Below are 24,869 nucleotides of genomic sequence, written 5' to 3'. Positions count from 1 at the left end.
CTACTGGGGCGGGTTGCCGTGCTTGCGGGTGGGCAGGGCGGCGGACTTGGCGGCGAGCATCGCCACGGCGCGGCTGAGGATCAGCCGAGTCTCGCGGGGGTCGATCACGTCGTCGACGAGTCCGCGCTCGGCCGCGTAGTAGGGGTGGACCAGTTCGTTCTTGTACTCCTCGATCTTCTGCCGGCGCATCGCCTCGGGATCGTCGGCGGCCGCGATCTCGCGGCGGAAGACGACGTTGGCGGCGCCCTCAGCGCCCATCACCGCGATCTCGTTGGTGGGCCAGGCCAGGGCCACGTCGGCGCCGATGGAACGGGAGTCCATGACGATGTAGGCGCCGCCGTAGGCCTTGCGCAGGACGACCGAGACGCGCGGCACGGTGGCGTTGCAGTAGGCGTACAGCAGTTTCGCCCCACGCCGGATGATGCCCTCGTGCTCCTGGTCGACGCCGGGCAGGAAGCCGGGCACGTCCACCAGGGTGATCAGCGGGATGTTGAAGGCGTCGCAGAACTGCACGAACCGTGCGCCCTTTTCACTCGCCCTGATGTCGAGCACACCGGCCATGGAGGCTGGCTGGTTGGCGACGATACCCACGACGTGCCCGTCGAGGCGGGCCAGCGCGCAGACGATGTTGGTGGCGAAGCCGGCGTGGACCTCCAGGTGGTCACCGTCGTCGACGATCTCCTCGATCACCTTGCGGATGTCGTAGGAGCGGTTGCCGTCCTCGGGGACCAGGTCGAGCAGGGCGTCGCCGGGGCGGTCCGCCGGGTCGCCCGTGGGGTGAGTGGGCGGCAGTTCGCGGTTGTTGGAGGGGAGCAGGGACAGCAGGTAGCGGACCTCTTCGAGGCAGGTGCGCTCGTCGTCGTACACGAAGTGGGCGACGCCCGAGCTGGTGCCGTGCACGTCGGCGCCGCCCAGGCCGTTCTGGGTGATCTCCTCGCCCGTCACGGCCTTCACCACGTCCGGGCCGGTGATGAACATCTGGGAGATGTCGCGCACGGCGAAGACGAAGTCGGTCAGGGCGGGCGAGTACGCCGCGCCGCCCGCGCACGGGCCGAGCATCACGCTGATCTGCGGGATCACCCCGCTCGCTTTGGTGTTGCGCTGGAAGATGCCGCCGTAGCCGGCGAGGGCGGAGACGCCCTCCTGGATGCGGGCGCCCGCGCCGTCGTTCAGGGAGACCAGGGGCGCGCCGGCCGCGATCGCCATGTCCATCAGCTTGTGGATCTTCTGGGCATGGGCCTCGCCGAGGGCACCGCCGAAGATGCGGAAGTCATGGGCGTAGACGAAGACCGTACGGCCCTCCACCGTGCCCCAGCCGGTGATGACGCCGTCGGTGTACGGCCTCTTGGCCTCCAGGCCGAAACCCTGGGCCCGGTGCCGGCGGAGGGCCTCGACCTCGGTGAACGAGCCGCGGTCGAGGAGGAGTTCGATGCGTTCGCGGGCGGTGAGCTTGCCCTTGGCGTGCTGGCGTTCGGTGGCCCGTGGGTCGGGGCCCGTGCGGGCGAGCTCCTTGATGGTGTGCAGCGTGGTGAGACGGTCCGCCTCGGGGGCGTCCGGGACGGTGTCGAGCAGGGGAGCCACGGGAGCTTCCGGATCGGTGACGGTCATGATGCCTGGGCCCTTTCCTTCCTGTTCCTGGTGTCGATGAGGGCGTGCGTGCGGACGGAGGACGGATCGTGGGCGCGCAGCACCGTGCGCAGGCCCGGTTCGACCTCGGAGAGGTGCTCGACGGCATCCCGGGCGTAGAGCCACTCGGGCGGCACCGGGTGCATCGCGGCGCGCCAGTCCTTGTCGCCGGCCAGCGCCGCCGCGCCGACATGGCCCTCGCACAGGGGCATGTTGCGCACTGTCCAGCCGGTCGGACGCCAGGACTCGGCGCCCTCGCCGAGGTAGTCGAGGTCGGTCGCGCGGGCGAGCCCGGTGCCGAGGCCCTTCAGGTAGGCCTCCTTGCGGGACCACAGTCGAGCGAAGGCGGTCTGCCGCCGGTCGGCCGGGAGCCGGGTGATCTCCTGGCACTCGGCCGGGTGCAGCAGGGGCAGGCAGGCGTCGACGGTCTCCCGCGACGGCAGCGCCTGTACGTCGACACCGACCCGGGTGCGGGCCACCGCGACCAGGGCCAGACCGCGGCTGTGGGAGAGCGAGAACTCCGGCGCGCCCGGAAGGTCGACCAGCACCGGCCGGCCGTGCCGTTCCCCGCACTCCTCGCACCACTCCCGGCCGATGGACAGCCGCCGGGGCTCGACGCCGGTGTAGACCGACAGCACCCGGCGCAGGCCCACATGGGCGGCGACGTACATCTGCCGGTCGCTGTCCCGACGGTAGGCGGCGGCGCGCCGCCGCTCGTCCTGGTCGAGCTCGCCGACCGGTACGTCGCGCGGCGAGGCGGGGGCGGGCAGCAGCCACAGGTGCAGGTCCGACGGACCCAACTCCCGGGTGCTGCGGGGGGCGTTCGGTACGAGGGGGAGGTTCACGGGCGGCTCCCGGTTCGGGTTGTGTGTGTCTGCGTGCCTTCGGCGGGAGCTGCCGCGCGTCGCGCGTCGCTGCGGTCGGCGACCGCAGCGACGAGGGCGGCCGCCAGCGAGATCAGGCCGCCCGCCCACAGCGCGGAGCGGGTGCCGAGGTACTGGGTGACGGTGCCGACGAAGAGGGCGCCCAGCGGGGCGCTGCCTTGCAGGATGAGGGTGTAGAGGGCCATGACCCGGCCGCGGTGGGCGGGGTCGCTGCCCAGTTGGACGCGGTGGTTGGCGGCCTGCGCGAAGTAGAGGGAGGCGAAGCCGGTCGGTACGAGCAGCGCCAGCGCGACCGGCAGGTTCGGTGCCCATCCGGTGGCCGCCGCCAGGGCGCCGAAGGAGCCGGCCCAGCCGATCACCAGGCGGGCCGGGGGGCGGCCCCGGCGCAGGGTGCCGGTGAAGGCGGCCAGCAGCGACCCCGCGGCGAGCGCGGCGGTGAGCAGACCGAACGCGGCGGCGTCGGTGTGGAAGACCGTGCGGGCCATGAGCGGCAGGGTCAGCTGGAGGTTCAGACCGAACAGCGACACCGCCGCGAGCAGGGCCAGGGTCGCCACCAGGTCGGGCCGGGACCGCAGATGGGCCAGGCCCTCGGCGACGCGTGCGTCGCGCGCCGCGGGTCGGGGTGAGCGGTGCAGTTCCTCGGGCCGTATGGCGCGCAGTCCTGCCACCGTCGCCGCGTAGCTCGCCGCGTTCAGGAGCATCACGGTGCCGGTGCCGGCCGCCTCGATCAGCAGCCCCGCCAGGGACGGGCCGAGCACCCGCGCGATGTTGAAGTAGGCGCCGCTGAGCGCGGAGGCGTTGGGCACCAGGTCCTGTCCGACGAGTTCGGCGATGAAGGACAGCCGGGCCGGCACCTCCACGGCATTGGCGACGCCGAGGGCGAGCGCGAACACGTAGACGTGCGACAGGCGGGCCGCGTCGCCGGTGACCAGCAGGCCGAGCAGCAGCGCGAGCACCCCGGAGACGACGTTGGCCCCGGTCAGCAGGGCGCGCTTGTCGTAGCGGTCGGCCATACGGCCGCCGTACAGGGTCAGCAGCAGCATCGGTGTGAACTGGAGCGCGGTGACGGTGGCGAGTGCGGTGCCGGAATCGCCGCTCAGGTCGAGGACGAGCCAGTCCTGGGCGACGACCATCATCCAGGTGCCGGTCGCGGACGCGATCTGGCCGACTGCGAAGAGCCGGAAGTTGCGCACGGTCAGCGAGCGCAGGCCGATGGCCAGCAGCCCTCCGGACCTGGCCGAGGAGCCTGGCGTCTTGGATTCGGATGCGGTCATGGACCGTCCCGCTCGGGTAGGCACTCCTCGAAGAAGGCGAGCGCACGCAAGTGGTAGGCGCGGGCCGTCCGGCCCAGGCTGATGTTGTGCCCGGCGTCCGGCTGCCGGTCGACGACCACCCGCGGCGCGGCGCTCAGCCTCGCGCGCAGGTCGTCGAGGGCGTCGGTGTCGTGCCGCCACCACAGTTCGTGCTCGGCGAACGTCAGGCGCACGGGGACGCGCACGCGTGGGGCGAGCACGTCGAACACCTCCGGCCAGTCCGAGGCGGCCCGCAGCTCCCGTTCGGGGATGGGCTTCACGAGGCTGGCGCTGCGCTGGAAGGTGGCGGGCGGGTAGAGGCCGAGCCGGCCCCAGTTGTGGCGCCACCGGGCCCGGTCGGGTCCGGCGAGCAGTTCCGCGGAGCGCGGGGCGTAGCGGTGACCGCAGCCGGAGATGTCCAGGCCCAGCAGACCGGGCGGCGGGGCTTCGGCGGCCACAGTCAGGGCGAGCTTGCCCCCGAAGGAGTGCGCGAGCAGGAAGGTGCCCGTGCCGACGGGGTACTCGGTGTGGAAGTGGTCGAGCGCGGCCCGCAGGACGCGGGCCTGCCCGGCGAGGTCGAGGCCCTCGGGGAGCCCGGCGGCCGAGTCGCCGTAGCCGGGCCGGTCGACGGCGAGGACGGCGAACCCCAGATGCGCTCCCAACGCGCACAGGGAGCCGTCCGGTTGGGCCCCGCCGTCGAAGTACCCCGCGCTCATCCCAGCCCCGTGCAGCGCGACGACGGTGGCACGCGGCGGCGTGTCCTGGGGTGCGCTCAGCAGGGCCGACAGGGTGTGCCCGCCGGCATCCAGCGTGATCCGCCGTACGTGCGGGCCGACGGACAGGGACGCGGTGGTCATGGTGCTACGCCACCTCCGGGGTGCCGAACCATTGGTGGAGGGCGGTGACGAGGCTGTCGATGCCGGCGGCCACCTCGGCTTCGGTGATCCGGGGGGCGTCGGGGGTCGCCGTACCGGTTGTCCGGGTGGCGGCGTCGTCCGGGTCGGCCATCGTGCGGGGGTCCTTTCCTACGGCGGCCCAGGCCACGTGGCCGTCCGGGCGTACGAGCAGGGCGGTCGCACCGGCGAAGACCTCGGGGCTCTCGCAGGTGGCCGTGACGACCGAGATCCGGTCGTTCCAACGGGCCGTGCTCGCCCGCAGGGCCGGGTCGTCGGCGAGGTCGAGCAGGACGCCCCGGGCCGGGTGGAGCAGGTCCGTCGTACTGGTCTGCGTGCCGTCGGCCAGCTTCAGGGGGCGGGGGGGCAGGCGTCGGCCGAGGAGGGGGTGGGTGCCGGGGCCGAGGTCGTAGGTGATGTCGAGGTGACTGACCACGCCGGCCAGTCGGCGGCGGACCTCCTCCAGCTCCATCAACTCGCCGAAGACCTTGCGCACCGGGTCGGACTCCGCGCCGCCGAGGAAGATCATGCCCTGCGCGCGGGTGTTCATCAGCAGCCGGGCGCCGACCGGGTGCCGTTCGTCGTGGTAGGTGTCGAGGAGGGCGTCCGGCATGTCCCCGCGGACCACCGCGGCCAGCTTCCAGCCGAGGTTGACCGCGTCCTGCACGCCCGTGCTGAGCCCCTGGCCGCCGGCCGGGAGATGGACGTGCGCGGCATCCCCGGCGAGCAGCACCCGGCCCCGGCGGTAGGCGGAGACCTGCCGGGTGGCGTCCGTGAAGGAGCTGACCCAGTCCGCGCCGCCCCCGGCCAGCGACTCGCCGGTGATGCGCTCCCAGGCGGCCCCGACCTCGTCGAACTCCACCGCCTGCGGCCGGTCCCCGGCGGGCGTGCCGTCCTCGCACACGATGATCCGGTCGACGCCGGGTGCCAGCGGCGCGGCCATCACCATGCCGTTCTCCAGCCGCTCACCCAGGAAGCGGGGCCGGATGTCGCAGCCGGTGACGTCGGCCAGGTACATGCGGCGCGTGGCCGGCAGCCCGGGGAAGTCGAAACCGGCCGCGTTGCGTACGACGCTCTGGCCACCGTCGCAGCCCACCAGGTACGCGCCGCGCACCCGCTGTTCGCCCTCGGGCGTGGCCGCCACGATCTCGACGCCGTCCCCGTCGTCGGCCAGCTTGGTCAGCTCCCAGCCGCGCCGTATGTCCGCGCCCAGCTCGCCGGCCCACCCCTCCAGGACGGCCTCGGTCTGCGACTGCGGGACGCCGCGCGCGCCGAAGTGGGCGTCCTCCAGGACGGTGTAGTCGAACTGCACACCGCCGAAGTGGCCCATCGGGCTCTTCTCCAGCGCGCCGAACCGCGGCAGCAGCCCCCGCTGGTCGAACACCTCCATCGCGCGGGCCGTGAATCCGAGCCCCCGGGACTGCCCGGTCGGCTCCGCCAGCTTCTCCACGACGACGACCCGGGCCCCGCCCAGCCGCAGTTCCCCGGCCAGCATGAGGCCCGTCGGCCCAGCGCCGACAACGATCACATCCGTTTCCACAACGTTTCCCTCTCCGAGCCTCGCTGAAAGTGAGAAGAACCAAGGCGGAACGTTCCGCCCTGTGGTGCTTTGGCATGTGTGCCCGGTCACAGCCCCGGGTCGGGCCGCCCGAACCAGTGGCGGATCGCCGCCGTCGCCCCCCACGGGTCCGTGCCCGCCCAGGCGACGTGCCCGTCGGGGCGGACCAGCAGCCCCTCGGCGCCGTACAGCGGCTCGGCGGTGTCCGGTCGTACCGCCACCGGGGTGACCCGGTCCGACCAGACCTTGCCGAGCCAGCGCAGTTCGGCCCGGGCGGAGTCGGAGACGAGCAGCAGGCCGCGCCCGTCCCGCAGCAACTCCGCGGTCCTGACCGGGCCGTTGGGCGTGGGCAGGGTGCCGAGCGGGAGCCGGGCGCCGAGCAGCGGATGGGTGCCGCCGCCCACGGGGTAGCGGATGTCGAGCCCGGTGATCATCGCCGCGAGGTGGTCCCGCGCGGGTCCCGCGGCGATGAGCTCGCCGAGCAGGGTGCGCGCCGCCTCCACCTCCGGGCCGCCGAGCAGCAGCAGCCCCTGGGCCCTGATGTTGGCGAGCACCCGGCGCCCGACCTCGTGCCGCTCGTCGTGATAGGTGTCGAGCAGGCCCTTCGAGGCCCGCCCGCAGACCACCGCGGCCAGCTTCCAACCGAGATTGGCCGCGTCCTGGAGCCCCAGGTTGAGCGCCTGTCCGCCGCTCGGCATCTGGCGGTGGGCGGCGTCCCCGGCGAACAGCACCCGCCCGTGGCGATAGTGCTCCAGCTGCCGGTTGGCGTCGCCGAAGGCGTTGAGCCACACGGGGCGTCCGTCGCCGAGGTCCTCGCCGGTGACCTGTCGCCATACGTCGACGACCTCGGCGAAGTCCGGCGGCCCCGTGCGCCGCCGCGCCGGGCGACCGAACGCGTGCACCATCACCCGGGTGACCCCGCCGGGCATCCGCGCCGCGATCGCCAGCCCGTGCTCCCGGCGCTCGAAACGCCGGTTGGGGATGTCGATCCCGGCGATGTCCGCCCGCAACAGCTCCCGCCCGGCCGGGGTGCCGGGGAAAGCCGCCCCGGTCAGCCGCCGCACGGTGCTGTCCTCGCCGTCGCAGGCCACGACGTACGCCGCCCGAAGCCGCCGTACGCCGTCCGGGGTGTCGGCCGTGACCTCCACGAACCCGTCCTCCTGGGCGAGTTCGCGTACCTCCCAGCCACGCCGGACGTCGGCGCCGAGGGCGCCGGACCAGTCCTGGAGCAGCTCCTCGGTCCTGGTCTGGGGCACCTTCCACTGGCCCGAGTACGGGCCGGGCATGGTCAGGTCCATCGGTACGCCGCCGAAGTGGCCGCGGGGCTCACGCGGTGGGCCGCCGAGCGCGTCCAGCAGCCCGCGGCAGTCGAACAGCTCCACCGTGCGGGCGTGCAGCGTGGAGGCGCGGGACTCCGTGGTGGGGGTGCGCAGCCGTTCCAGTACGACGACGTCGGCGCCGCCGAGGCGGAGCTCGCCGGCGAGGAACAGGCCGACGGGGCCCGCCCCCACCACGATGACCCGGGTGGCCCGGGAGGTGTCGGTGGCCATGGTCAGCGGCTCTTCTCCGCGTGGTCCCTGGCGTGGCCCAGCGTGGCGCGGCTGTTGGTGCTGAGTGCGCCCTGGACGTACTCGCGGGCGTCCTCGACGGTCGCCTCGGGGCCGAGGATCCGCTGGATGTTGTCCGGGTTGAGCACGACCGTGTGCTGCGAGGTCGCGGCGACCCCGCGCGGGTACTCCTCGAACGTCCACAGGCCGGTGTGCAGGGTCATCAGGGCCGGCAGGGTGACCTGCTTGTAGGCGATCGCGCGGTGCGGGAACGCCACCCGGTACGACTTGGTGGTGTGCGTCGAGCCGTCCTTGGCCCGGGTGTCCATCTCCAGCACCTGCAGGCCGGGCGTGGGTTCCTCGAACTGGACGCGGGCCACGTGCGGCAGCCGTTCCACCCAGCGGTCGGCCTCGTTGATGAAGTCGTAGACGTCCTTGGCCGAGCCCTCGATCAGAACGGTGTCCTCGAAGGAGAAGGTCAGCTCGCGCGTGGCGTGGGCCCGCTCGACGTTCTCCTTCAGGGCGGCCAGCTCCGAACGGGAGTTGCGGTCGACGGCCTCGTCGATCCAGGCGAGGCTCGCGGGATCGTCGTCGACGGCGCGGTAGTCGTGCAGCAGCCGTACCAGTGAATCGCCGCCCGGCAGCTCCTCGATCACCCAGGCGCCGCCCATCGCGGCGACCGGGGGAGCGGAGACCTCCTGGCGGAAGGTGATCCGGCGGTTGTCGGGGTCCAGGGTGCGGCGCGAGGTCCAGCTCTTGGCGGCACCGTTGGCGGTGGCCCAGATGCGGATGCGCTCCTCACGCTCGCCCTTCTCCAGGTGGTCCACGTGGATGGTGGGCGGGAAGATCTGCGGCCAGTTCTCCACCTCCGCGATCAGGCGGTAGACGGCGCCGGCCGGAGCCGAGACAGTGATCTCGTGCGCCACCTCGCGGGTCGTTGCTTCCGTCGTGGTCACGTCGTCGTCCTCTTCTTCCTGTTGTCTGTCATGGCGGATGGGGCGGGCCCCGGTGGGACGGGGCGGGGATCAGGCGGAGGGCCGAAGCGGGCGTCCGGGCAGGATCAGAAGTTGCCCAGGCCGCCGCACACGTTGATCGCCTGAGCGGTGACGGAGGCGGCGGTGTCGGAGGCGAGGTAGCAGACCATCCCGGCGACCTCCTCAGGCGTGGAGTAGCGGCCGAGCGGGATCTTGGCCTGGAACTTCTCGAGGATCGCGTCCTCGGTGGTGTCATAGGCGGCGGCGTAGCCCTGGCGGACCCGCTGGGCCATGGGGGTCTCGACATAGCCCGGGCAGACGGCGTTGACGGTGATGCCGGTCGGCGCGAGTTCGTTGCCGAGAGCCTTGGTGAAGCCGACGACGCCGTGCTTGGAGGCGGAGTAGGGGGCGCCCAGGACCACGCCCTGCTTGCCGGCGGTGGACGCGATGTTGACGATCCGGCCCCAGCCGCGGTCGCGCATGCCGCCGGTGTTGAGCACCTCGCGGGTCATCCGGAAGACGCTGTTGAGGTTGGTGTCGATGACGTCGTCCCACAGCTCGTCCGCGAGGTCCGCGGTCACTCCGCCGCCGCTGCGGCCGGCGTTGTTGACGAGGACGTCGACGGGACCGAAGCGGTCGACGGCGGCCTGTACGAAAGCGCGGACCCCGTCCCGGGACCGGACGTCCAGGACCGCGCCGTCCGCTTCTATGCCCTCCTCCTGGAGCTGCTTGACCGTCGTGGCCACGTTGTCGGCGTCGCGTGCGCCGATGAACACGCGGTGCCCGGCGGAGCCCAACTGGCGGGCGGCCGCGAGGCCGATGCCACTGGTTGCTCCCGTGATCAGTGCGACCCGCTGCGTCTGCTGCTGCGGCATGCTCTTTCAACTCCCTTGGGTGGAGGACTGCGTGGACTGCGAGGGGGATGGGGACGGAAGAACGCGGGTGGGGACGGGGTGGGGGGTACCGCCGCCGGTCCGGTGGGGCGTCCGGCGGCGGCTCACAGATACCCGGGATCCCGATATCTCGGGTGTGATGAGGCGTCAGGCGGCAGCCTGCGTCCCGTCCCCCATCTGGGCGTTGACCGCGTCGATGAGGGCGCGCGGCGTGTTGCTCTCCGACAGGACGTCGTCGTCCAGGACGATGCCGTACTCGCGCTCGATGCGGCCGCCGGTCTCAAGGAGCGCCAGCGACTCGTAGCCGAGGTGCTCGAAGTCCGTGTCGAGGATCTCGCCGTCGAGGTCGACGGTCTCCTCGGCACCGGCTCCCTCGATCAGGATGCGCTTGAGGTCGTTGAGGGTGAACTGCTGTGATTCCACGTGGAGTTCCTTTCGGGTTGTTCGGGTGTCGGGGGGCGTTGGTGGCGGTGACCTGTGCTCAGGCGACCGCCCTTACGACCGCCGCGGAGTTGAAGCCGCCGTGGCCGCGGGCCAGCACCAGCGCCGTCCGCAGCGCGGCCTCGCGCGGCCGGTCGACGACCAGGTCGAGGGCGTAGTCGGGGGACGGCGTCACATGCACCGTCGGCGGGATCACGCCGTCGCGCATCGCGAGGAACGCGGTGGCCAGGTCCAGGGGTGCCGCGCCCGAGTAGAGGCGGCCCGTCATCGTCTTCGGCGCGGTGACCGGGACGGCCCTCGGTCCGAACAGCGCCGTGATCGCCTCCGCCTCGATCCGGTCGAGCTCGGGATCGGCCGCCGCGTCGCAGAACACGACGTCCACCTGCTCGGGCCCCACCCCGGCGTCGTCCAGAGCGAGTTCGATCGCCCGGCGCAGGCCCGGCGGACGTCCGCTGCCCGGCGCGGGGTCGAAGGTCGCGGCGTACCCGGCGATCTCGCCGTATATCCGCGCGTCGCGCGAGCGCGCCGACTCCTCGGATTCCATGACGAGCAGCGCGCCGCCCTCACCCGGAACATATCCGTCGGCCGCCCGGTCGAAGGGCAGATACGCCTGGCTGGGCTCGTCGCGCGTGGTCAGCCGCTGCGCGGCGAGCTGGGCGACCCAGCCCCACGGGCAGATGGAGGCGTCCACGGCCCCGGAGACCACGACCGCGGTCCCCTTGCGGATCTGCCGGCGTGCCTGCGCCACCGCGTCCAGACCGCCGGCCTGGTCGCTGACGACCACGCTGCTGGGGCCCTTCATGCCGTGCCGGATGGAGATCTGACCGCTGTTGACCGCGTAGAACCAGGCGAACGACTGGTACGCGCTGACGTACTGGCTGCCCCGGCTCCACAGCGCCTGCAGTTCGCCCTGGCCGAACTCGAAACCACCCGACGAACTCGCCGTGACCACGCCCATGCTGGACTCGGGCAGCTCCTGCGGCCGTATCCCGGCGTCCTCGAGCGCCCAGTCGGCGGCGACCAGCGCCAGCCGGGTCATCCGGTCGGTCTGCGGCAGCAGCCGGCTCGGCAGGTGCTCCTCGGCCGCGAAGCCGGGGATCTCACCGGCCAGCCGCGCCGGGTACCGCGACGGGTCGAAGCGGGTGATCCGCCCGATGCCGCTCTTGCCGGCGAGCGTCGCCTCCCAGTAGTCCCGGACACCCAGGCCGTTGGGGGCCGTGACGCCCAGCCCCGTCACCACCACCGCGGTCATGCCATGCTCCTCTCGGGACGGGCGAGCACCATCGCGCTCTGGAAGCCGCCGAACCCACTGCCCACCGTCAGCACCGCGTCGGTCAGCTGCTCGCGGGCGGTGACCGGGACGTAGTCGAGGTCGCACTCCGGGTCGGGGGTGTGCAGGTTCGCCGTGGGCGGCACCACGTGGTGCTCCATGGCCAGTGCGGACGCGGCGATCTCGATCGAGCCGATCGCGCCGAGCGAGTGCCCCACCATCGACTTGATGGAGCTCACGGGAGTGCGGTAGGCGTGCTCGCCCAGGCTCTTCTTGAAGGCGGCCGTCTCGTGCCGGTCGTTCTGCTTGGTGCCGGAGCCGTGGGCGTTGATGTAGTCGATCCGGTCCGCGTTCATCCGGGCCTCGTCCAGAGCCACCGTGATGGCCTCGGCCATCTCCGCGCCGTCCGGCCTCAGACCGGTCATGTGGTACGCGTTGCTGCGGGTGGCGTAGCCGGCGATCTCGGCGTAGACGTGCGCTCCGCGCCGCCGGGCGCTCTCCAGCTCCTCCAGGACGAACACCGCGCACCCCTCGCCGAGCACGAACCCGTTGCGGGTGCCGTCGAAGGGGCGTGAGGCCTGTTCCGGGTCCTCCCTGCGCGGGGTCGTCGCCTTGATCGCGTCGAAGCAGGCCATGGTGATCGGCGAGATCGGCGCGTCGGACGAGCCGGCGATCATCACGTCGGCCGATCCCTCGCGGATCAGCTCGACCGCGTAACCGACCGAGTCGATGCCGGAGGTGCAGCCGGTGGACACCACGGTGTTGGGACCCTCGGCGCCGACCGTCCAGGCGACCTCGGCGGAGAAGGAGCTGGGGACGAAGTAGTTGTACAGATGCGGTACGGCGTACTCGTGGTCCACCAGGTGCAGCCGGCCACCGTCGCTGACGACCCGGTACTCCTCGTCCAGACCCATCGTCGCGCCGACCGCGCTGCCGATGGTGACACCCACCCGGTGCGGGTCGTGGGCGGCGAGGTCGATCCCGCTGTCCGCGACCGCGCCGCGCGCCGCGACCACCGCGAACTGGGCGGCCCGGTCCATCCGGCGGATCTCCTGCGGGGCGAGCCCGTGCTGCTCCGGATCGAAGTCCATCTCCGCGGCGACCTGTGAGCGGAACGGGCTCGGGTCGAAGAAGGTGATCCCCCGCGTGGCGGTACGGCCTTCGCTCAGCAGGTCCCAGAAGTGGTCCTTGCCGACGCCGCCGGGCGCGAGCACCTCGATTCCGGTGATGACGACTCGACGGCCGCTCATCGGGAGGCCTCCCAGGAGTAGAAGCGCGTGGCCATCGCGTCGGCCGGGGATCGCCAGGTGGCCGGGTCGTACGCCTGTATGTGCGGCTTCAGGTCCTCACTGATGCGCACGAAACGCTCGTCCGACTTGGCCTTCTCGATCAGCTCGCCACCGTTGTCCGCGTCGAAATCCTGGAGATGGAAATAGAGACCTCGGTAGTGGAAGAGCTGGCGGCGTCGAGTGCCCATCAGGTGCGGCATCTCGGACTCGTCGAAAGCGCCGAACAACTTGGCGACATCGGCTGCCGAGCCCGGTTCCATCCGAGCCACAATCAAGGTGCTGTGCATGAGAGCTCTCTCCTTGGAAAAGGGTGGGTGGGACGTGGGGGAGCGGGAAAGGGAAGTCGAATTCCGTCAGTCGATGCCCCGGCAGATGTGCGGGTGGTCGCTGTCGATCTCGTCGTCCTCGCCGGCCAGGAGCCAGGCGGGAGCCTGGGGCATGGGCACGTCGTGCCCGTCATACGGCTCGGAATGGGTCTCGGAGTACATCTGGGTCACACCTCCCTGGGGACGTACTCAGTCCTTGATTTCGCAGATGGGTGCGCCGGAGGTGAGGGAGGCGCCGACCTCGGCCGACAGATCCTTGACCGTGCCGGACTTGTGGGCGTTGAGGGGCTGTTCCATCTTCATGGCCTCGAGGACGACGATGAGGTCGCCTTCTTTGACCTCTTGGCCTTCCTGGACGGCGATCTTGACGATGGTGCCCTGCATCGGGGAGGCGAGGGTGTCGCCGGAGGCCGCGGGGCCGGACTTCTTGGCGGCCCGGCGCTTGGGTTTGGCGCCGGCGGCGAGGCCGGTGCGGGCCAGGGACATGCCGAGGGAGGAGGGCAGGGAGACCTCCAGGCGCTTGCCGCCGACCTCGACGACGATCGTCTCGCGGTCCGCGTCGTCCTCGGCCTCGGTGTCGGTCGGGGCCGCGAAGGGCTTGATGTCGTTGACGAACTCGGTCTCGATCCAGCGGGTGTGGACCGTGAAGGGGTCGCTGGTGCCGGTCAGTTCGGGGGCGAAGGCCGGGTCGGTGACCACCTTGCGGTGGAAGGGGATGGCGGTGGCCATGCCCTCGACCTGGAACTCCTCCAGGGCGCGCGCGGCGCGCTGGAGGGCCTGTGCGCGGGTGGCGCCGGTGACGACCAGCTTGGCCAGCAGGGAGTCCCAGGCCGGGCCGATCACGCTGCCGGACTCCACGCCAGCGTCCAGGCGCACGCCGGGGCCGGAGGGTGCCTCGAACGTGGTGACGGTGCCGGGGGCGGGCAGGAAGTTACGGCCCGGGTCCTCGCCGTTGATGCGGAACTCGAAGGAGTGGCCGCGCAGTTCGGGGTCGCCGTAGCCGAGTTCCTCGCCGTCGGCGATGCGGAACATCTCGCGCACCAGGTCGATGCCGGCGACCTCCTCGGTGACCGGGTGCTCGACCTGCAGGCGGGTGTTGACCTCCAGGAAGGAGATGGTGCCGTCCTGGCCGACGAGGAACTCGCAGGTCCCGGCACCCTCGTAGGCGGCCTCCTTGAGGATGGCCTTGGAGGCCCGGTACAGCTCGGCGACCTGCTCGTCGGAGAGGAAGGGCGCGGGCGCCTCCTCGACGAGCTTTTGGTGGCGGCGCTGGAGCGAGCAGTCACGGGTGGAGACGACGACCACGTTGCCGTGCTTGTCGGCCAGGCACTGGGTCTCCACGTGCCGGGGGCGGTCGAGGTAGCGCTCGACGAAGCACTCGCCGCGGCCGAACGCGGCCACGGCCTCGCGGACCGCGGAGTCGTACAGCTCGGGGACCTCTTCGAGGGTGCGGGCGACCTTCAGGCCGCGTCCGCCACCGCCGAAGGCGGCCTTGATGGCGATCGGCAGGCCGTGTTCCTCGGCGAAGGCCACGACCTCGTCCGCGCCGGAGACCGGGTCGGAGGTGCCGGCCACCAGCGGGGCACCGGCGCGCTGGGCGATGTGCCTGGCGGCCACCTTGTCGCCCAGGTCGCGGATGGCCTGCGGCGGCGGGCCGATCCAGATCAGGCCCGCGTCCAGGACCGCCTGCGCGAACTCGGCGTTCTCCGAGAGGAAGCCGTACCCCGGATGGACGGCGTCCGCACCCGACTCCCGCGCGGCGCCCAGGACCTTCTCGATGTCGAGATAGCTGGTGGCCGGGGTGTCACCGCCCAGGGCGAACGCCTCATCCGCGGCGCGGACATGCAGAGCGTCCCGGTCCGGGTCGGCGTACACGGCCACGCTCGCGATACCGGCATCCCGGCAGGCCCGGGCAACGCGGACAGCGATTTCGCCACGATTGGCGATGAGCACCTTGCGCACGACGGCCCTCTCCTCAATCGGCAGGAATTCTGGGATGATCAAGCGCGGCCGGGGAATTTCCGTTCTGGAGCGGCGCCTGAATACCTGTCCATCCTCCAAGTAGGACCTCGACGCTTTCAACAGCCGACAATTAAGCCTTCGAACCAGATCCTCAGACGGGCTACGGCTTTGTTGGCGCAGTGCCAGGCAAGTGTCAGGAAATGGTCAGAAGCCCCGCCGAACCGTCCCCCGGAGAAGAACAGCCGACCGCTGATCGAGAGCACGTGCGAAGGTGCGGGCGCAGAAGAAAGGGCGGGCTCCACTCAGGGAGCCCGCCCTTTCTTCTGCGCCCGGCGGCGATGCCCGTCACGGGCCGCCGGGTGAGGTGTCAGCCACCGCCGAAGCGGAATCCCACTCCGCGCACGGTGACGATCCAGTCGCTGCCCCCCAACTTCCCGCGCAGACTGCTGACATGGGTGTCCACGGTGCGCCGGGACCAGGAACCGCCCCAGACCTGCTGCATGATGCGCTTGCGGGAGACCACGGTCTCCGGATGGCAGGCGAGCAGGTAGAGCAGATCGAACTCCTTGCGCGTGACCTCCACGACTCGGCCGTGCAGGCTGACCTCGCGCGAGGCGGCGTCGATGCGCAACGGCCCGCGCAGCACGACCTGTTCCGTGTGCACCTGCGGACGTGAGCGACGCATGACGGCGTCCATACGGGCCACCAGTTCCCGGAAGCCGTAGGGCTTGACGAGATAGTCGTCCGCGCCGGCCTGGAGGCCCAGGACGCGGTCCAGCTCCGTGCCCCAGCCCGTGACAGCGATGAGGGGCACGTCGCTCAGGGACCGGATGGAGCGGCACACGTCCAGACCGTCCAGATCGGGCAGTTCGAGATCCAGCAGGACGATGTCCGCCCCCTGGTAGGCCTGCAGTGCCGCGTTGCCGGTGCCCACTCCCTCGACTTGGTGGCCGTGCCGACGCAGCCCGGTAGCCAGAGTTTCCATGTCGCCGGTGTTGTTCTCGACGACCAGAACCCGCCAGTTCGTAGACGTCCTGCGGACCTGCGGCGGAACCGGCTTTCGGAGCTCCAGAGTGCTGCTCGTTGCGCGTTGGCTCACTGCTCTCCCCCTGAACACGTAGTTCCCGCTTGAGCACCTTGGCTCGTCGAGCCTAAAAACCTACTCATCGGTTTGTCAAAAAAAGACTAGGTAAAGTTACTTACCGTGAAAGCCGATGTCGAGTTTGCCGGGATTGCCCTGACATGAACGATCAATTCCGCCGCGTAGCGTGGTCGGGCACGAAGTCGCCGGGCGCGCGAATGAGTAAATTTCGATCGTGAATCAAGCGCAAAGGACCACTGGCAGCCACTGCGGTTTGTTTTGAGTCTCCATGCTGGTCATACCGGCCAGTAGATCGGACGCCGACGGTCGGTTTCGTCCGATGCGTTGCACATCCTCTGTGGCGGTGGTACATGGCCCGGGATGTTTCCGGACGGCCGGCCCCCTGTTCTCGCTTCTTTCCCTCCCTGGTCACGAGGGGGAAAAGTGTGGTCTTCTGGGGGGTACTGACGGTGTGTCGACACCAAACGAGGGCTGCCGGTGGGACCGGCTCTCCCCCGAAGGGACACCCGGGACACCCAAACAGAACGTAAGGTCTGTTTCCCGGCTGGGGATGAAAGGATTCATGCAGGTGGGACTACAGCAGGACAGGGCGATGCGCACCCGACGGCTGATGCTCAAGTCGGCGGCGGAGGTCTTCGACCGCGACGACTACGCCTCCGCCAGGCTGTTCGACATCAGCGCGCGGGCCAACATGAGCACGGGCGCGCTGCACTTTCACTTCGCGAACAAGGAGGACCTGGCCCAGGCGGTCGTACACGAGGCGCGCGGCACGTTGTGGCGCGCCGCACGCCTCGCGTACGAGAAGAACTCCGAGCCGTTGCAGGCCCTCACCGACATCTCACACACCCTGGGCCGGCTGCTGACCTGGGACGTGGTGTCGAGGGCGGGGCTGCGACTGGACAACGACCGGTCCCGCAAGGGGCGGGAGCAGTTCATCCAGGCATGGCACGCCTGCGTCAAGCGTCTGCTGGACCGCGCACGCCAGGAGGGCAGGCTCGCGGCGCACGTCCAGTCCCAGGCGATGACCTGCGCCATCGTCGCCGCCACGACGGGCATCTGCGTGCTGATCAAGGGGGGAGAGGGCGACCGGATCCGGATGGCCTTCACCGGGTTCTGGCAGGGCTTCCTGCCGGGGCTCGCCGCGCCGGACGTACTCGGCGGACTGAACCCCGGCGGAACGGACGAGGTGGTCGACTACGCGGTGACCGCCTCGCGTTATCTGCCCTACGACCCGGAGGACGCGGTCGGCACGAAGGTGGCGGCCTCGGAGGTGCGGTGAGTCGGACCCGTCGCCGGATCCGGTACCGGGCGCGCGTTCCGGTACCGGTCGGCGTAGCGGGGGAACCGCTCGGCGAACCCCGCTCCGGGATCGCAGCCGAGGTCGGCCCAGACCGCGTCGTCCGTGAACCAGTGGTCCGCTGCCAGCAGTTCGAGGTGATGCCGGGCGAGCGCGTGCTCGCGGAGTCGGGCGCGGGCGGTGTCGACCGCGATGCCGGGTACGGCCTCCGGAAGGAGACCGTATGTGTGGGCGACCGCCGTGAGCAGCTGGTCACCAGGCACGGGATCGGGGTGGGCGACGAAGTGGACCCGCCCCGCGCCGACCGTCGGTGCCAGCGCGGCCGAAAGCAGTACATTCCCCAACGTGGCGGCGTCGATCATCGACTGCCGTCCGAGGCGCCCCTCCGGCCGGCCGCCGAGCGCACGCAGCAACGTCAGGACGCCGGGTACCACCCAGCGGTCCCCCGCCCCGTAGACCAGATGAGGGCGAAGGACCGTGCCGCCCACCGCGAGGACGTGGCGCTCGGCCGCCGCCCTGGTCCGGCTGGTGTCCGACACCGGCGCGATCGGCACCTGGCCGGGCCGCACCCCGCTGAACGGGCCCCGGCCGTGCACCGCCGCGGTGCTCAGGTACACGAACCGTTCGACCCCGGCCCGCCGGGCCTCCTCGACCAGGGCGGCCGTGCCCAGGTCGTTGACCCGCAGCAGCAGCCGGGGGTCGCCGCCGACCTGGGCGGCGCAGTGGACGACCGCGTCGACGCCGTCGCAGACACCGCGCAGCGAGTCGGGATCGGTGAGATCGCCCCGTACGTACTCGATCGGTACACCACCCGGGAGCGGCGGACCGTCGGCTGCCGGCGGGGGAGCAGCGGGCGGCCGTGTGCGGACCAGCAGTCGCAACCGGATGTCCCCCGCGGCGCGGGCCGCGGCGACCGCGTGTCCGCCGACGAAACCGCCGGCGCCCGTCACCAGGACGTGCCGGCTCATCTGCTTTCCCGTACGGCGCCGCCCAGGATCGCGGTGAAGACGGGCTCCTCCTGCTGCACGCCCTGCACACGCAGCACCGCTCCTTGCTCCGGGCATACGTCGTGCCGCGCCAGGATCCAGCAGGGCTCTGTCAGTTCGCAGTACTTGTCGAAGGAGATCCGCATCGACACGGGGTGGAAGTCGTGCCCGGGCGTGAGTGCGGTGGCCGCCTGCCGTGCGGCTTCCAGGAGCACCATGCCGGGGACGTGGTCGTTCGGGCGGGCGAAGAGAGTGGGGTGCGTGGTGTCCAGGCGGAGCCGCCAGCCGGGGCGGTGCTTGGACAGGGCGAGGACGACGTCCTTGCGGTCGACGCGACCGGTCTCGTGCGGGGTGACGGCGGCGAGCAGCGGCACCGGGCGGCTCGGGGCGGACATCCGCTCGCCGCGGAGTCTGCGGTAGACGCGGGCCGAGGTGCAGACCAGGATGCCCATGCTGGTGGCGAGCACCTGGTCCAGGCGCTGGAAACGCAGGTCGACCCGCATGCCGACGAGACGGCCGGCGCGCAGCTGGACGTCGGAGCACTCGACCACGACCTCGATCGCGCCTGAGGCGTTGTCCACGGTGAAGTCCGGGGTCTCGATGCGGTATCCGAGCTCGCGCATCACGAACTGGTCGCCGATCGGGACTCCGAACTCGGCGTGAGCCAGCATCATCGTCGCCTGCCGGGTGGTCTCGGCGACGAGCAGCGGATCCTGACGCCCGTCGGGCAGCGGGGCGAAGAAGCGGTGTGCGGCGGGCCAGTTCACCGAGACCAGGAAGCGGTGCTCGGAAAGGCGCAGCCAGTCGACGGGGAAACGATCCTCCGGATCCGGGCGGTGGCAGAGCTCGCCCGTGGCCCGGCCGGCCGGCAAAAGAACCGGGGCGACGGTCTGGTACGCGGGCTGTACGGCAGTGTGGTCGGAGGGGATCGCTGGGGGCTGCCCGGCAAGCAGACCCGTGTCTCGTGCAGGGTGGGCCACGGTGGTGCGGTCAGATGGTTCCTGGACCGGGTCCAGAACGGAACGAACCTCATCAAACCGTTTGGCTACGGATATCGCGCCATCAGGCATGGATTGCCCCCTGAGTCGATACATGCGGGGAGCGCTCTCCCCTCGACAAAAGACTGACAGTCCGGTTCTCTTTGCGCGGGGACCTGACCAAGCTCTGACATAGAAACAGGCACGGTGGCATGGCACGTCAAGCACGAGCGATCCAGACCCGCACGTCGATCCTGCTGGCAGCGGCCGAGGTGTTCGACGAACGGGGCTACAGCACGGCCACGATCACGGAGATCATCGCGCGGGCCGGCGTCACCAAGGGGGCGCTCTACTTCCACTTCACCTCCAAGGAGGATCTGGCCCACGGGGTGCTGGCGGCTCAGCTGGAGCTGGGACCGTTGCCTCCGCAGCGGACGAGTCTGCAGGAACTCGTCGACCAGGGACTGCTGTTCGCGCACCAGTTGCAGCACGACCCGCTGACCCGGGCCAGCGTCGGTCTCGCCATGGACCAGTGGAGCGAGAACGCCGAGAGCGCCAGCCCCTTCCACGGCAGACCGTTCGAGTCCTGGGTGGACCGGCTGACCCGGATGCTCGTCGAGGCGCGCGAGCGCGGGGAGTTGCTTCCGCACGTCGATCCGGTGGAGACGGCGGAGTTGCTCTCCGGGTCCTTCACCGGCATCCAGTGGACGTCCCAGGTCCTGTGCCAGCGCCAGGACTTGACGCGCCGGGTGATCGCCATGTTCCGCCATCTCCTGCCCAGCATCGCGATCCCGCAGATCCTCCCGACGCTGGAGCTCACGCCCGACCGGGCGGTGTCCCTCCTCGCGTCACGCGACGCGGCCCTGGAGGAGGAGGACGCACCGATCGACGAGGAGGACGACGACACGGCTCAGGCCGACGCCGCTTCGGACGCCCGCACGACAAGGAAGGCCGACACCCCCGCCACCCGGGAAGGGGAGACGAGCGCTGCCCGGACGGGGGAGGGCGGCGCCGCCTGACCGACCCGCCGGCCACGGGGTGGCAGGGCGTGTGGGTGGCATGGCACGGCACCGGAAAACCGGCACCCCGTCCTGCGCCCACCGGGCGCACGCCGACGTGGCAGGGCCGGCCCGGCGGCGCCCCGCGCGTCGACCCGAGCCGTCCGGCCGGGTCCCGGCGGGGTTCGCTGTGTCCAGCCGGGCTTTCGCTGATGTGGCAGGGCGGGCCCGGCGGCGCCCCTGCGTGGACCCGAGCCGTCTGGCCGGGTCCCGGCGGGGTTCGCTGTGTCCAGCCGGGCTTTCGCTGATGTGGCAGGGCCGGCCCGGCGGCGCCCCGCGCGTCGACCCGAGCCGTCCGGCCCGGTCCTGGCGGGGTTCGCTGTGTCCAGCCGGGCTTTCGCTGATGTGGCAGGGCGGGCCCGGCGGCGCCCCCGCGTGGACCCGAGCCGTCTGGCCGGGTCCTGGCGGGGTTCGCTGCGTCCAGCCGGGCTCTCGCCGACGTGGCAGGGCGGGCCCGGCGGCGCCCCGCGCGTCGACCCGAGCGGTCCGGCCGGGTCCTGGCGGGGTTCGCTGTGTCCAGCCGGGCTTTCGCTGATGTGGCAGGGCGGGCCCGGCGGCGCCCCGCGCGTCGACCCGAGCGGTCCGGCCGGGTCCTGGCGGGGTTCGCTGTGTCCAGCCGGGCTTTCGCTGATGTGGCAGGGCGGGCCCGGCGGCGCCCCCGCGTGGACCCGAGCCGTCTGGCTGGGTCCCGGCGGGGTTCGCTGCGTCCAGCCGGGCTCTCGCCGACGTGGCAGGGCGGGCCCGGCGGCGCCCCGCGCGTCGACCCGAGCGGTCCGGCCCGGTACCCGCGGGGCTCGCTCTTTCCACAGGCTCGCCCGGTTCGTATCCCGAGCCGGCAAACCGGCTCGCCAGGCGCGGGAATGCGGCGCGGGGGAGACGCACGCATCGGGCCGGCCGGGTGTCACGGGCGTACAGGCACGGGCCACGCGACCCGTCCCGCACCGTCGACCCCGTGACCCCGGTTCCGAAACCCGGTGCCCTGTCTCGTTCACGGCCGGGCGCACGCGGCAGCGCCCGCCCTTCAGCCCGCCATTCCGTCGACGGGTTCCGGGCGGGCGCCCGTCCCGCCGGTCCCCGCAGGGCCCGGCGGCGGTGCGGCACGGGAGGTGTCCTCAAGGCGGTAGCCGACGCCCCGGACCGTGGTGATCCAGCCCTCGCCCAGTTTGGCGCGCAGGGCGCTGACGTGCGTGTCCACCGTGCGGGTGGAGATGGCCCACTCGTCCGCCCAGACCGCCGCGATCAGGTCCCGGCGTGAGATCACCGTCTCGGGTGCCGAGGCCAGCAGCAGCAGAATGTCGAACTCCTTGCGGGTCAGCTCCAGGGATCGCTCCCCGAGCCGCGCCTCCCGTGCGCCGGGGTCCAGACGCAGCGCCCCGCAGGACACGCCGACCGGTCCACCACCCGTGGTGACGCGCCGCGCCACCGCGTTCATCCGGGCGATCAGCTCCCGGAACCCGTACGGCTTGACCAGACAGTCGTCCGCGCCCGACCTCAGACTGAGCACCCGGTCCAGCTCGGTGTCCCGGCTGGTGAAGGTGATCAGCGGTGTGTTGCCCCGGGCCCGGATCTCGGTGCACACCTGAAGACCGTCGAGGTCCGGCAACTCCAGGTCGAGCAGGACGACTTCGGCCTGCTCGCACGCCTGGAGCCCCGCCCGCCCGGTGCGGGCCCGCCGGACCTGATGGCCGTTGCGCACCAGGCGGCAGACCAGCGGTTCGGCGGTCCCGTCATCCGGATCGATCACCAGTACGCGCATGTGCACTCCACACCGGGCCGTGCCCCGTCGGCATCACGCACCTGAGACGAGCGGCCCGGGCCGTCACTCGCCCGCCGACCGGGTGTGCACCACGCGGTAGGTGTTGGAGTCCCGCCAGATGGCCAGCGCGTCCACCCGGGCGTCGACCTTCTGCCGCTCCGCCGAACGCTCCCCGCTCGGCTGCTCACGGAACGCGTCGTAGGCCTCTTTGCTGTCCCACTGCGAGTAGACGACGACCCACTTGCCCTCGATGCCGCGCCCGCGCAGCCCGCGCAGCACCGTGTGGCTGCGGTACCCCGGGACCTTCTGGAGCCAGTCCTGGGACGCGCCGAGCGCCTCGACCAGGTCGTCCTGGTGCTTCTCGGTGACGCCGTACAGGTCGATGACCGTGTAGTCGTCGCGGTCCGGCCCGATCTCGGTCTCACCGGCGCCCGGCTTCTGCTGGGTGAAGACCACCTCGTTCTGCAGCAGCCGGATCGCCGTGGTGATCTCACCGAACAGCGGCAGCGTGCGGTGCTTGAACTCTTCGCCGGCGTACCGGGCCTCCAGGTCCTCGGTGGAACGCCACTGGATGAAGTTGGCGGTGCCGAACTTGGTCTGCCCGCTGTGCACGGTGCTGGACTTCCAGCCCTCGTAGGTCGCGGAGTCGACGATCTCACGCATCGCGGCGAGCAGGCTGTCCTGCCTCTCGGCGGAGTCGGTCGAGAACAGGTTGAGGACGGTCAGGTTCTTACCATCGGCTGCGATCTTCGGCATTCTCTCTTCTCTTCCGGTCGATCGGTTGGTGAAAGAAGCAGAACTCGAAATTGCTGGGTCGGTGCTTCCCGACCAGCATGACAAGCCATCAACTCCGGCTGAAGACCCGTGTGTTCAAGACTGCGCGCGGATTGTCAGGTCTTTGCCGCCGGCGTCAGGTCTTCGGCAGCTACGTCAGGTCTTCGACAAGTGGTCTTGGGCGTCCATTGGCCCGCGCGCGATGCTCGGGTAATGAATTCCGTCACTGCAGCAGCCGAAATCAGCACTCTGCTGGATCGCTATCTCATAGGTCTCGACGACGACAAACTCAACGACGCGTGGGCGAGCGCGCTGTTCAGCGACGACGCCCGTGTCGAGTTCCCGATGGCCCGGCACGAGGGCATCGAGGGACTCGCCGACTGGCACCGGCAGGCGCTGGAGGCCTTCGCGCGCACCCAGCACCTCAACTCCCCGGCGGTGGTGGACCTCACCGGCGACGAGCGGGCGGTCCTGCGCGCCAACCTGGTCTCCACCCACGTACACCACTCGGACACGCCCGGCGACCCGCTGTTCGTCGCCGGCACCCTCGTGCACGGCGAGGCCCGGCGCACCGAGCGGGGCTGGCGGCTGACGGAGCTGTCGTTCCGGCTGGTGTGGTCGACGGGCACTCCGCCCCGGCCGCAGGACGACCGATGAACACGCTGGCGGCCGGGATCAAGGAGGACCAGATCGCGGCCATGCTGCTCGGTATCGGCGTGATCCTGCTGGTCGGCACCGCGCTCGGGGCCCTCGCCCGGAAGCTGGGCCAGCCCAAGGTGATCGGCGAGATCACCGCCGGTATCGTCCTCGGCCCGAGCCTCCTCGGTCTGCTGCCCGGTGACCTGACGGGGCGTCTGTTCCCGGTCGATGTGCGGCCATTGCTGTCGGCGGTCTCCCAGGTCGGCCTGGTCCTGTTCATGTTCGTGGTCGGCTGGGAGTTCGAACGCCGACTGATACGGCCGTACGCACGTCTGGCGGCGAGCGTCTCGCTGTCGTCCATCGTGCTCGCCTTCGCCCTGGGCGTGGCCGCGGCGGTCGTCCTGTATCCGCGCCACGACACGGTGGCCGGGCACCACATCTCCTTCACCGCGTTCGCGACCTTCATGGGCACCGCGATGTCCGTGACGGCTTTTCCCGTGCTGGCGCGGATCCTGACCGAGAACCGGCTGATGGACACCCGGGTCGGCGCCCTGTCGCTGGCCAGTGCCGCGATCGACGACGTCCTGGCCTGGTGTCTGCTGGCATATGTGTCGGCGCTGGTCAGCTCGGACGGCGACTACGCGGGCCTGGCTCGGATCGGGGCGCTCAGCGTCGTCTATGTGGCGCTGATGTTCCTGGTGGTACGGCCGCTGGTGTCCCGGCTGGTGTGGCGGTGGGCCGCCATGGAGCGCTGGAACGTGCTGCTCGCGGTGCTGTGCGCCGGGGTGTTCGCCTCGTCGTGGCTGACCTCGTGGATCGGCATCCACCAGATCTTCGGCGCGTTCCTGTTCGGTTTCGTCATGCCGCGCGAACCCCGGCGGGTACTCGCGGCACACCTGCGCCAGCCGCTGGACTACGTCAGCGTCGTGCTGCTGCCGGTGTTCTTCATCGTCACCGGCCTCGGTGTGGACCTCGGCGCCCTGACCGGGCCCGACTACCTGGCCCTGTTCCTGGTCATCGGCGTGGCCTGCGCGGGCAAGCTGCTGGGTGCGATCGTCCCGGCCCGGCTGTCCGGCATGTCCTGGCGCGAGGCCAAGGACCTGGGCGTGCTGATGAACACCCGTGGCCTGACCGAACTCATCATCCTCAACGCCGCCGTGAGCCTCGGAGTGCTCGACGGACGGATGTTCACCATGCTGGTGATCATGGCCCTCGTGACGACGGCGATGGCGGCCCCGCTGCTGTCCCGGCGCGAGCACCTCACGGCCGGCGAGACCCAGAAGGTTCGTACGACCGCCGCGGACGCGACCGCGCCGCACACCTGA

At 71.2% G+C, this 24,869-nt stretch carries 23 protein-coding genes; 4 read left to right on the top strand and 19 right to left on the bottom strand.

The window, feature by feature from the left end; all coding sequences use genetic code 11:
• The 15 genes from D1369_RS10160 to D1369_RS10095 all read right to left on the bottom strand — a co-directional run bounded on the left by D1369_RS10160 (nt 1) and on the right by D1369_RS10095 (nt 15,967).
• Nucleotides 1–1,608, bottom strand: coding sequence for an acyl-CoA carboxylase subunit beta (locus D1369_RS10160; RefSeq protein WP_082319473.1), 1,608 nt, complete (start codon nt 1,606–1,608; stop codon nt 1–3).
• A complete protein-coding gene (locus D1369_RS10155) occupies nt 1,605–2,471 on the bottom strand; it encodes a 4'-phosphopantetheinyl transferase superfamily protein (protein ID WP_007385244.1) in 867 nt (288 codons plus the stop codon). Before D1369_RS10155 ends, D1369_RS10160 begins: the two co-directional genes overlap by 4 nt.
• Nucleotides 2,468–3,784, bottom strand: coding sequence for an MFS transporter (locus D1369_RS10150; RefSeq protein WP_118082420.1), 1,317 nt, complete (start codon nt 3,782–3,784; stop codon nt 2,468–2,470). The genes D1369_RS10155 and D1369_RS10150 overlap by 4 nt, the downstream gene beginning before the upstream one ends.
• Nucleotides 3,781–4,659: an alpha/beta fold hydrolase gene (locus tag D1369_RS10145; RefSeq protein WP_118082419.1), complete on the bottom strand. Its 879-nt coding sequence runs from the start codon at nt 4,657–4,659 to the stop codon at nt 3,781–3,783. The genes D1369_RS10150 and D1369_RS10145 overlap by 4 nt, the downstream gene beginning before the upstream one ends.
• A 4-nt stretch (nt 4,660–4,663) precedes the next feature.
• Nucleotides 4,664–6,190, bottom strand: a complete 1,527-nt coding sequence (locus D1369_RS10140; protein ID WP_240436176.1) for an FAD-dependent monooxygenase — start codon at nt 6,188–6,190, stop codon at nt 4,664–4,666.
• Nucleotides 6,191–6,321: 131 nt separating this feature from the next.
• Nucleotides 6,322–7,803, bottom strand: a complete 1,482-nt coding sequence (locus tag D1369_RS10135; protein WP_118082417.1) for an FAD-dependent monooxygenase — start codon at nt 7,801–7,803, stop codon at nt 6,322–6,324.
• A gap of 2 nt (nt 7,804–7,805) precedes the next feature.
• Nucleotides 7,806–8,756, bottom strand: a complete 951-nt coding sequence (locus D1369_RS10130) for an aromatase/cyclase (protein WP_118082416.1) — start codon at nt 8,754–8,756, stop codon at nt 7,806–7,808.
• 104 nt (nt 8,757–8,860) lie between these two features.
• The gene (gene fabG / locus D1369_RS10125) at nt 8,861–9,649 is read right to left on the bottom strand and encodes a 3-oxoacyl-ACP reductase FabG (protein ID WP_007385251.1); all 789 of its coding nucleotides are present in this window, start codon (nt 9,647–9,649) and stop codon (nt 8,861–8,863) included.
• 165 nt (nt 9,650–9,814) lie between these two features.
• Nucleotides 9,815–10,090, bottom strand: a complete 276-nt coding sequence (locus D1369_RS10120) for an acyl carrier protein (protein ID WP_007385252.1) — start codon at nt 10,088–10,090, stop codon at nt 9,815–9,817.
• Nucleotides 10,091–10,148: 58 nt separating this feature from the next.
• Nucleotides 10,149–11,360 (bottom strand): ketosynthase chain-length factor, encoded by a 1,212-nt coding sequence (locus tag D1369_RS10115; RefSeq protein WP_007385253.1) that lies wholly within the window; start codon nt 11,358–11,360, stop codon nt 10,149–10,151.
• Nucleotides 11,357–12,628: a beta-ketoacyl-[acyl-carrier-protein] synthase family protein gene (locus D1369_RS10110; RefSeq protein ID WP_007385254.1), complete on the bottom strand. Its 1,272-nt coding sequence runs from the start codon at nt 12,626–12,628 to the stop codon at nt 11,357–11,359. The genes D1369_RS10115 and D1369_RS10110 overlap by 4 nt, the downstream gene beginning before the upstream one ends.
• Entirely contained in the window at nt 12,625–12,954 is a 330-nt protein-coding gene (locus D1369_RS10105; protein WP_007385255.1) for a TcmI family type II polyketide cyclase, read from the bottom strand. Before D1369_RS10105 ends, D1369_RS10110 begins: the two co-directional genes overlap by 4 nt.
• A 66-nt stretch (nt 12,955–13,020) precedes the next feature.
• Entirely contained in the window at nt 13,021–13,164 is a 144-nt protein-coding gene (locus D1369_RS42855; protein WP_162951007.1) for a hypothetical protein, read from the bottom strand.
• An 18-nt stretch (nt 13,165–13,182) separates the two neighbouring features.
• Nucleotides 13,183–14,955 (bottom strand): biotin carboxylase N-terminal domain-containing protein, encoded by a 1,773-nt coding sequence (locus D1369_RS10100; protein ID WP_007385256.1) that lies wholly within the window; start codon nt 14,953–14,955, stop codon nt 13,183–13,185.
• Between the two features lie 367 nt (nt 14,956–15,322).
• Complete coding sequence (locus tag D1369_RS10095; protein WP_276147336.1) at nt 15,323–15,967, bottom strand: response regulator transcription factor; 645 nt, start codon at nt 15,965–15,967, stop codon at nt 15,323–15,325.
• A 658-nt stretch (nt 15,968–16,625) separates the two neighbouring features.
• On the opposite strand from D1369_RS10095, the gene D1369_RS10090 reads away from it, so the two are divergent.
• Entirely contained in the window at nt 16,626–17,336 is a 711-nt protein-coding gene (locus tag D1369_RS10090; protein ID WP_158680167.1) for a ScbR family autoregulator-binding transcription factor, read from the top strand.
• Here the strand turns inward: D1369_RS10090 and D1369_RS10085 are convergent.
• Nucleotides 17,282–18,322, bottom strand: coding sequence for an NAD-dependent epimerase/dehydratase family protein (locus tag D1369_RS10085; RefSeq protein WP_082319476.1), 1,041 nt, complete (start codon nt 18,320–18,322; stop codon nt 17,282–17,284). The genes D1369_RS10090 and D1369_RS10085 overlap by 55 nt on opposite strands.
• The gene (locus tag D1369_RS10080) at nt 18,319–19,320 is read right to left on the bottom strand and encodes a ScbA/BarX family gamma-butyrolactone biosynthesis protein (protein ID WP_240436065.1); all 1,002 of its coding nucleotides are present in this window, start codon (nt 19,318–19,320) and stop codon (nt 18,319–18,321) included. Before D1369_RS10080 ends, D1369_RS10085 begins: the two co-directional genes overlap by 4 nt.
• Nucleotides 19,321–19,529: 209 nt before the next feature.
• On the opposite strand from D1369_RS10080, the gene D1369_RS10075 reads away from it, so the two are divergent.
• Complete coding sequence (locus D1369_RS10075; RefSeq protein ID WP_007385261.1) at nt 19,530–20,336, top strand: ScbR family autoregulator-binding transcription factor; 807 nt, start codon at nt 19,530–19,532, stop codon at nt 20,334–20,336.
• A gap of 1,060 nt (nt 20,337–21,396) precedes the next feature.
• Here the strand turns inward: D1369_RS10075 and D1369_RS10070 are convergent.
• Nucleotides 21,397–22,131 (bottom strand): response regulator transcription factor, encoded by a 735-nt coding sequence (locus tag D1369_RS10070; protein ID WP_106433539.1) that lies wholly within the window; start codon nt 22,129–22,131, stop codon nt 21,397–21,399.
• Between the two features lie 63 nt (nt 22,132–22,194).
• Entirely contained in the window at nt 22,195–22,887 is a 693-nt protein-coding gene (locus D1369_RS10065) for an antibiotic biosynthesis monooxygenase family protein (RefSeq protein ID WP_007385263.1), read from the bottom strand.
• Nucleotides 22,888–23,118: 231 nt separating this feature from the next.
• Here D1369_RS10065 and D1369_RS10060 point away from each other — a divergent pair, with 231 nt between their 5' ends.
• A complete protein-coding gene (locus D1369_RS10060; protein WP_037901656.1) occupies nt 23,119–23,562 on the top strand; it encodes a nuclear transport factor 2 family protein in 444 nt (147 codons plus the stop codon).
• On the top strand, nt 23,559–24,869 hold the full coding sequence (locus tag D1369_RS10055; protein ID WP_007385265.1) for a cation:proton antiporter: 1,311 nt from the start codon (nt 23,559–23,561) through the stop codon (nt 24,867–24,869). Before D1369_RS10060 ends, D1369_RS10055 begins: the two co-directional genes overlap by 4 nt.

It is taken from the genome of Streptomyces sp. CC0208 (assembly GCF_003443735.1).
In the GTDB taxonomy this organism is placed as follows: Bacteria; Actinomycetota; Actinomycetes; order Streptomycetales; family Streptomycetaceae; genus Streptomyces; species Streptomyces sviceus.
Note: the sequence above shows the minus strand (reverse complement) of the source record. Positions and strands in the feature narration are given on the sequence as shown.

Excerpts from the sequence above, each read along its gene's own strand:
- D1369_RS10160 (WP_082319473.1), bottom strand. The coding sequence starts at position 1,608 with ATGACCGTCACCGATCCGGAAGCTCCCGTGGCTCCCCTGCTCGACACC.
- D1369_RS10150 (WP_118082420.1), bottom strand. The coding sequence starts at position 3,784 with ATGACCGCATCCGAATCCAAGACGCCAGGCTCCTCGGCCAGGTCCGGA.
- D1369_RS10145 (WP_118082419.1), bottom strand. The coding sequence starts at position 4,659 with ATGACCACCGCGTCCCTGTCCGTCGGCCCGCACGTACGGCGGATCACG.
- D1369_RS10140 (WP_240436176.1), bottom strand. The coding sequence starts at position 6,190 with ATGCTGGCCGGGGAACTGCGGCTGGGCGGGGCCCGGGTCGTCGTCGTG.
- D1369_RS10135 (WP_118082417.1), bottom strand. The coding sequence starts at position 7,803 with ATGGCCACCGACACCTCCCGGGCCACCCGGGTCATCGTGGTGGGGGCG.
- fabG (WP_007385251.1), bottom strand. The coding sequence starts at position 9,649 with ATGCCGCAGCAGCAGACGCAGCGGGTCGCACTGATCACGGGAGCAACC.
- D1369_RS10115 (WP_007385253.1), bottom strand. The coding sequence starts at position 11,360 with ATGACCGCGGTGGTGGTGACGGGGCTGGGCGTCACGGCCCCCAACGGC.
- D1369_RS10110 (WP_007385254.1), bottom strand. The coding sequence starts at position 12,628 with ATGAGCGGCCGTCGAGTCGTCATCACCGGAATCGAGGTGCTCGCGCCC.
- D1369_RS10105 (WP_007385255.1), bottom strand. The coding sequence starts at position 12,954 with ATGCACAGCACCTTGATTGTGGCTCGGATGGAACCGGGCTCGGCAGCC.
- D1369_RS10085 (WP_082319476.1), bottom strand. The coding sequence starts at position 18,322 with ATGAGCCGGCACGTCCTGGTGACGGGCGCCGGCGGTTTCGTCGGCGGA.
- D1369_RS10075 (WP_007385261.1), top strand. The coding sequence starts at position 19,530 with ATGGCACGTCAAGCACGAGCGATCCAGACCCGCACGTCGATCCTGCTG.
- D1369_RS10070 (WP_106433539.1), bottom strand. The coding sequence starts at position 22,131 with ATGCGCGTACTGGTGATCGATCCGGATGACGGGACCGCCGAACCGCTG.
- D1369_RS10065 (WP_007385263.1), bottom strand. The coding sequence starts at position 22,887 with ATGCCGAAGATCGCAGCCGATGGTAAGAACCTGACCGTCCTCAACCTG.
- D1369_RS10060 (WP_037901656.1), top strand. The coding sequence starts at position 23,119 with ATGAATTCCGTCACTGCAGCAGCCGAAATCAGCACTCTGCTGGATCGC.
- D1369_RS10055 (WP_007385265.1), top strand. The coding sequence starts at position 23,559 with ATGAACACGCTGGCGGCCGGGATCAAGGAGGACCAGATCGCGGCCATG.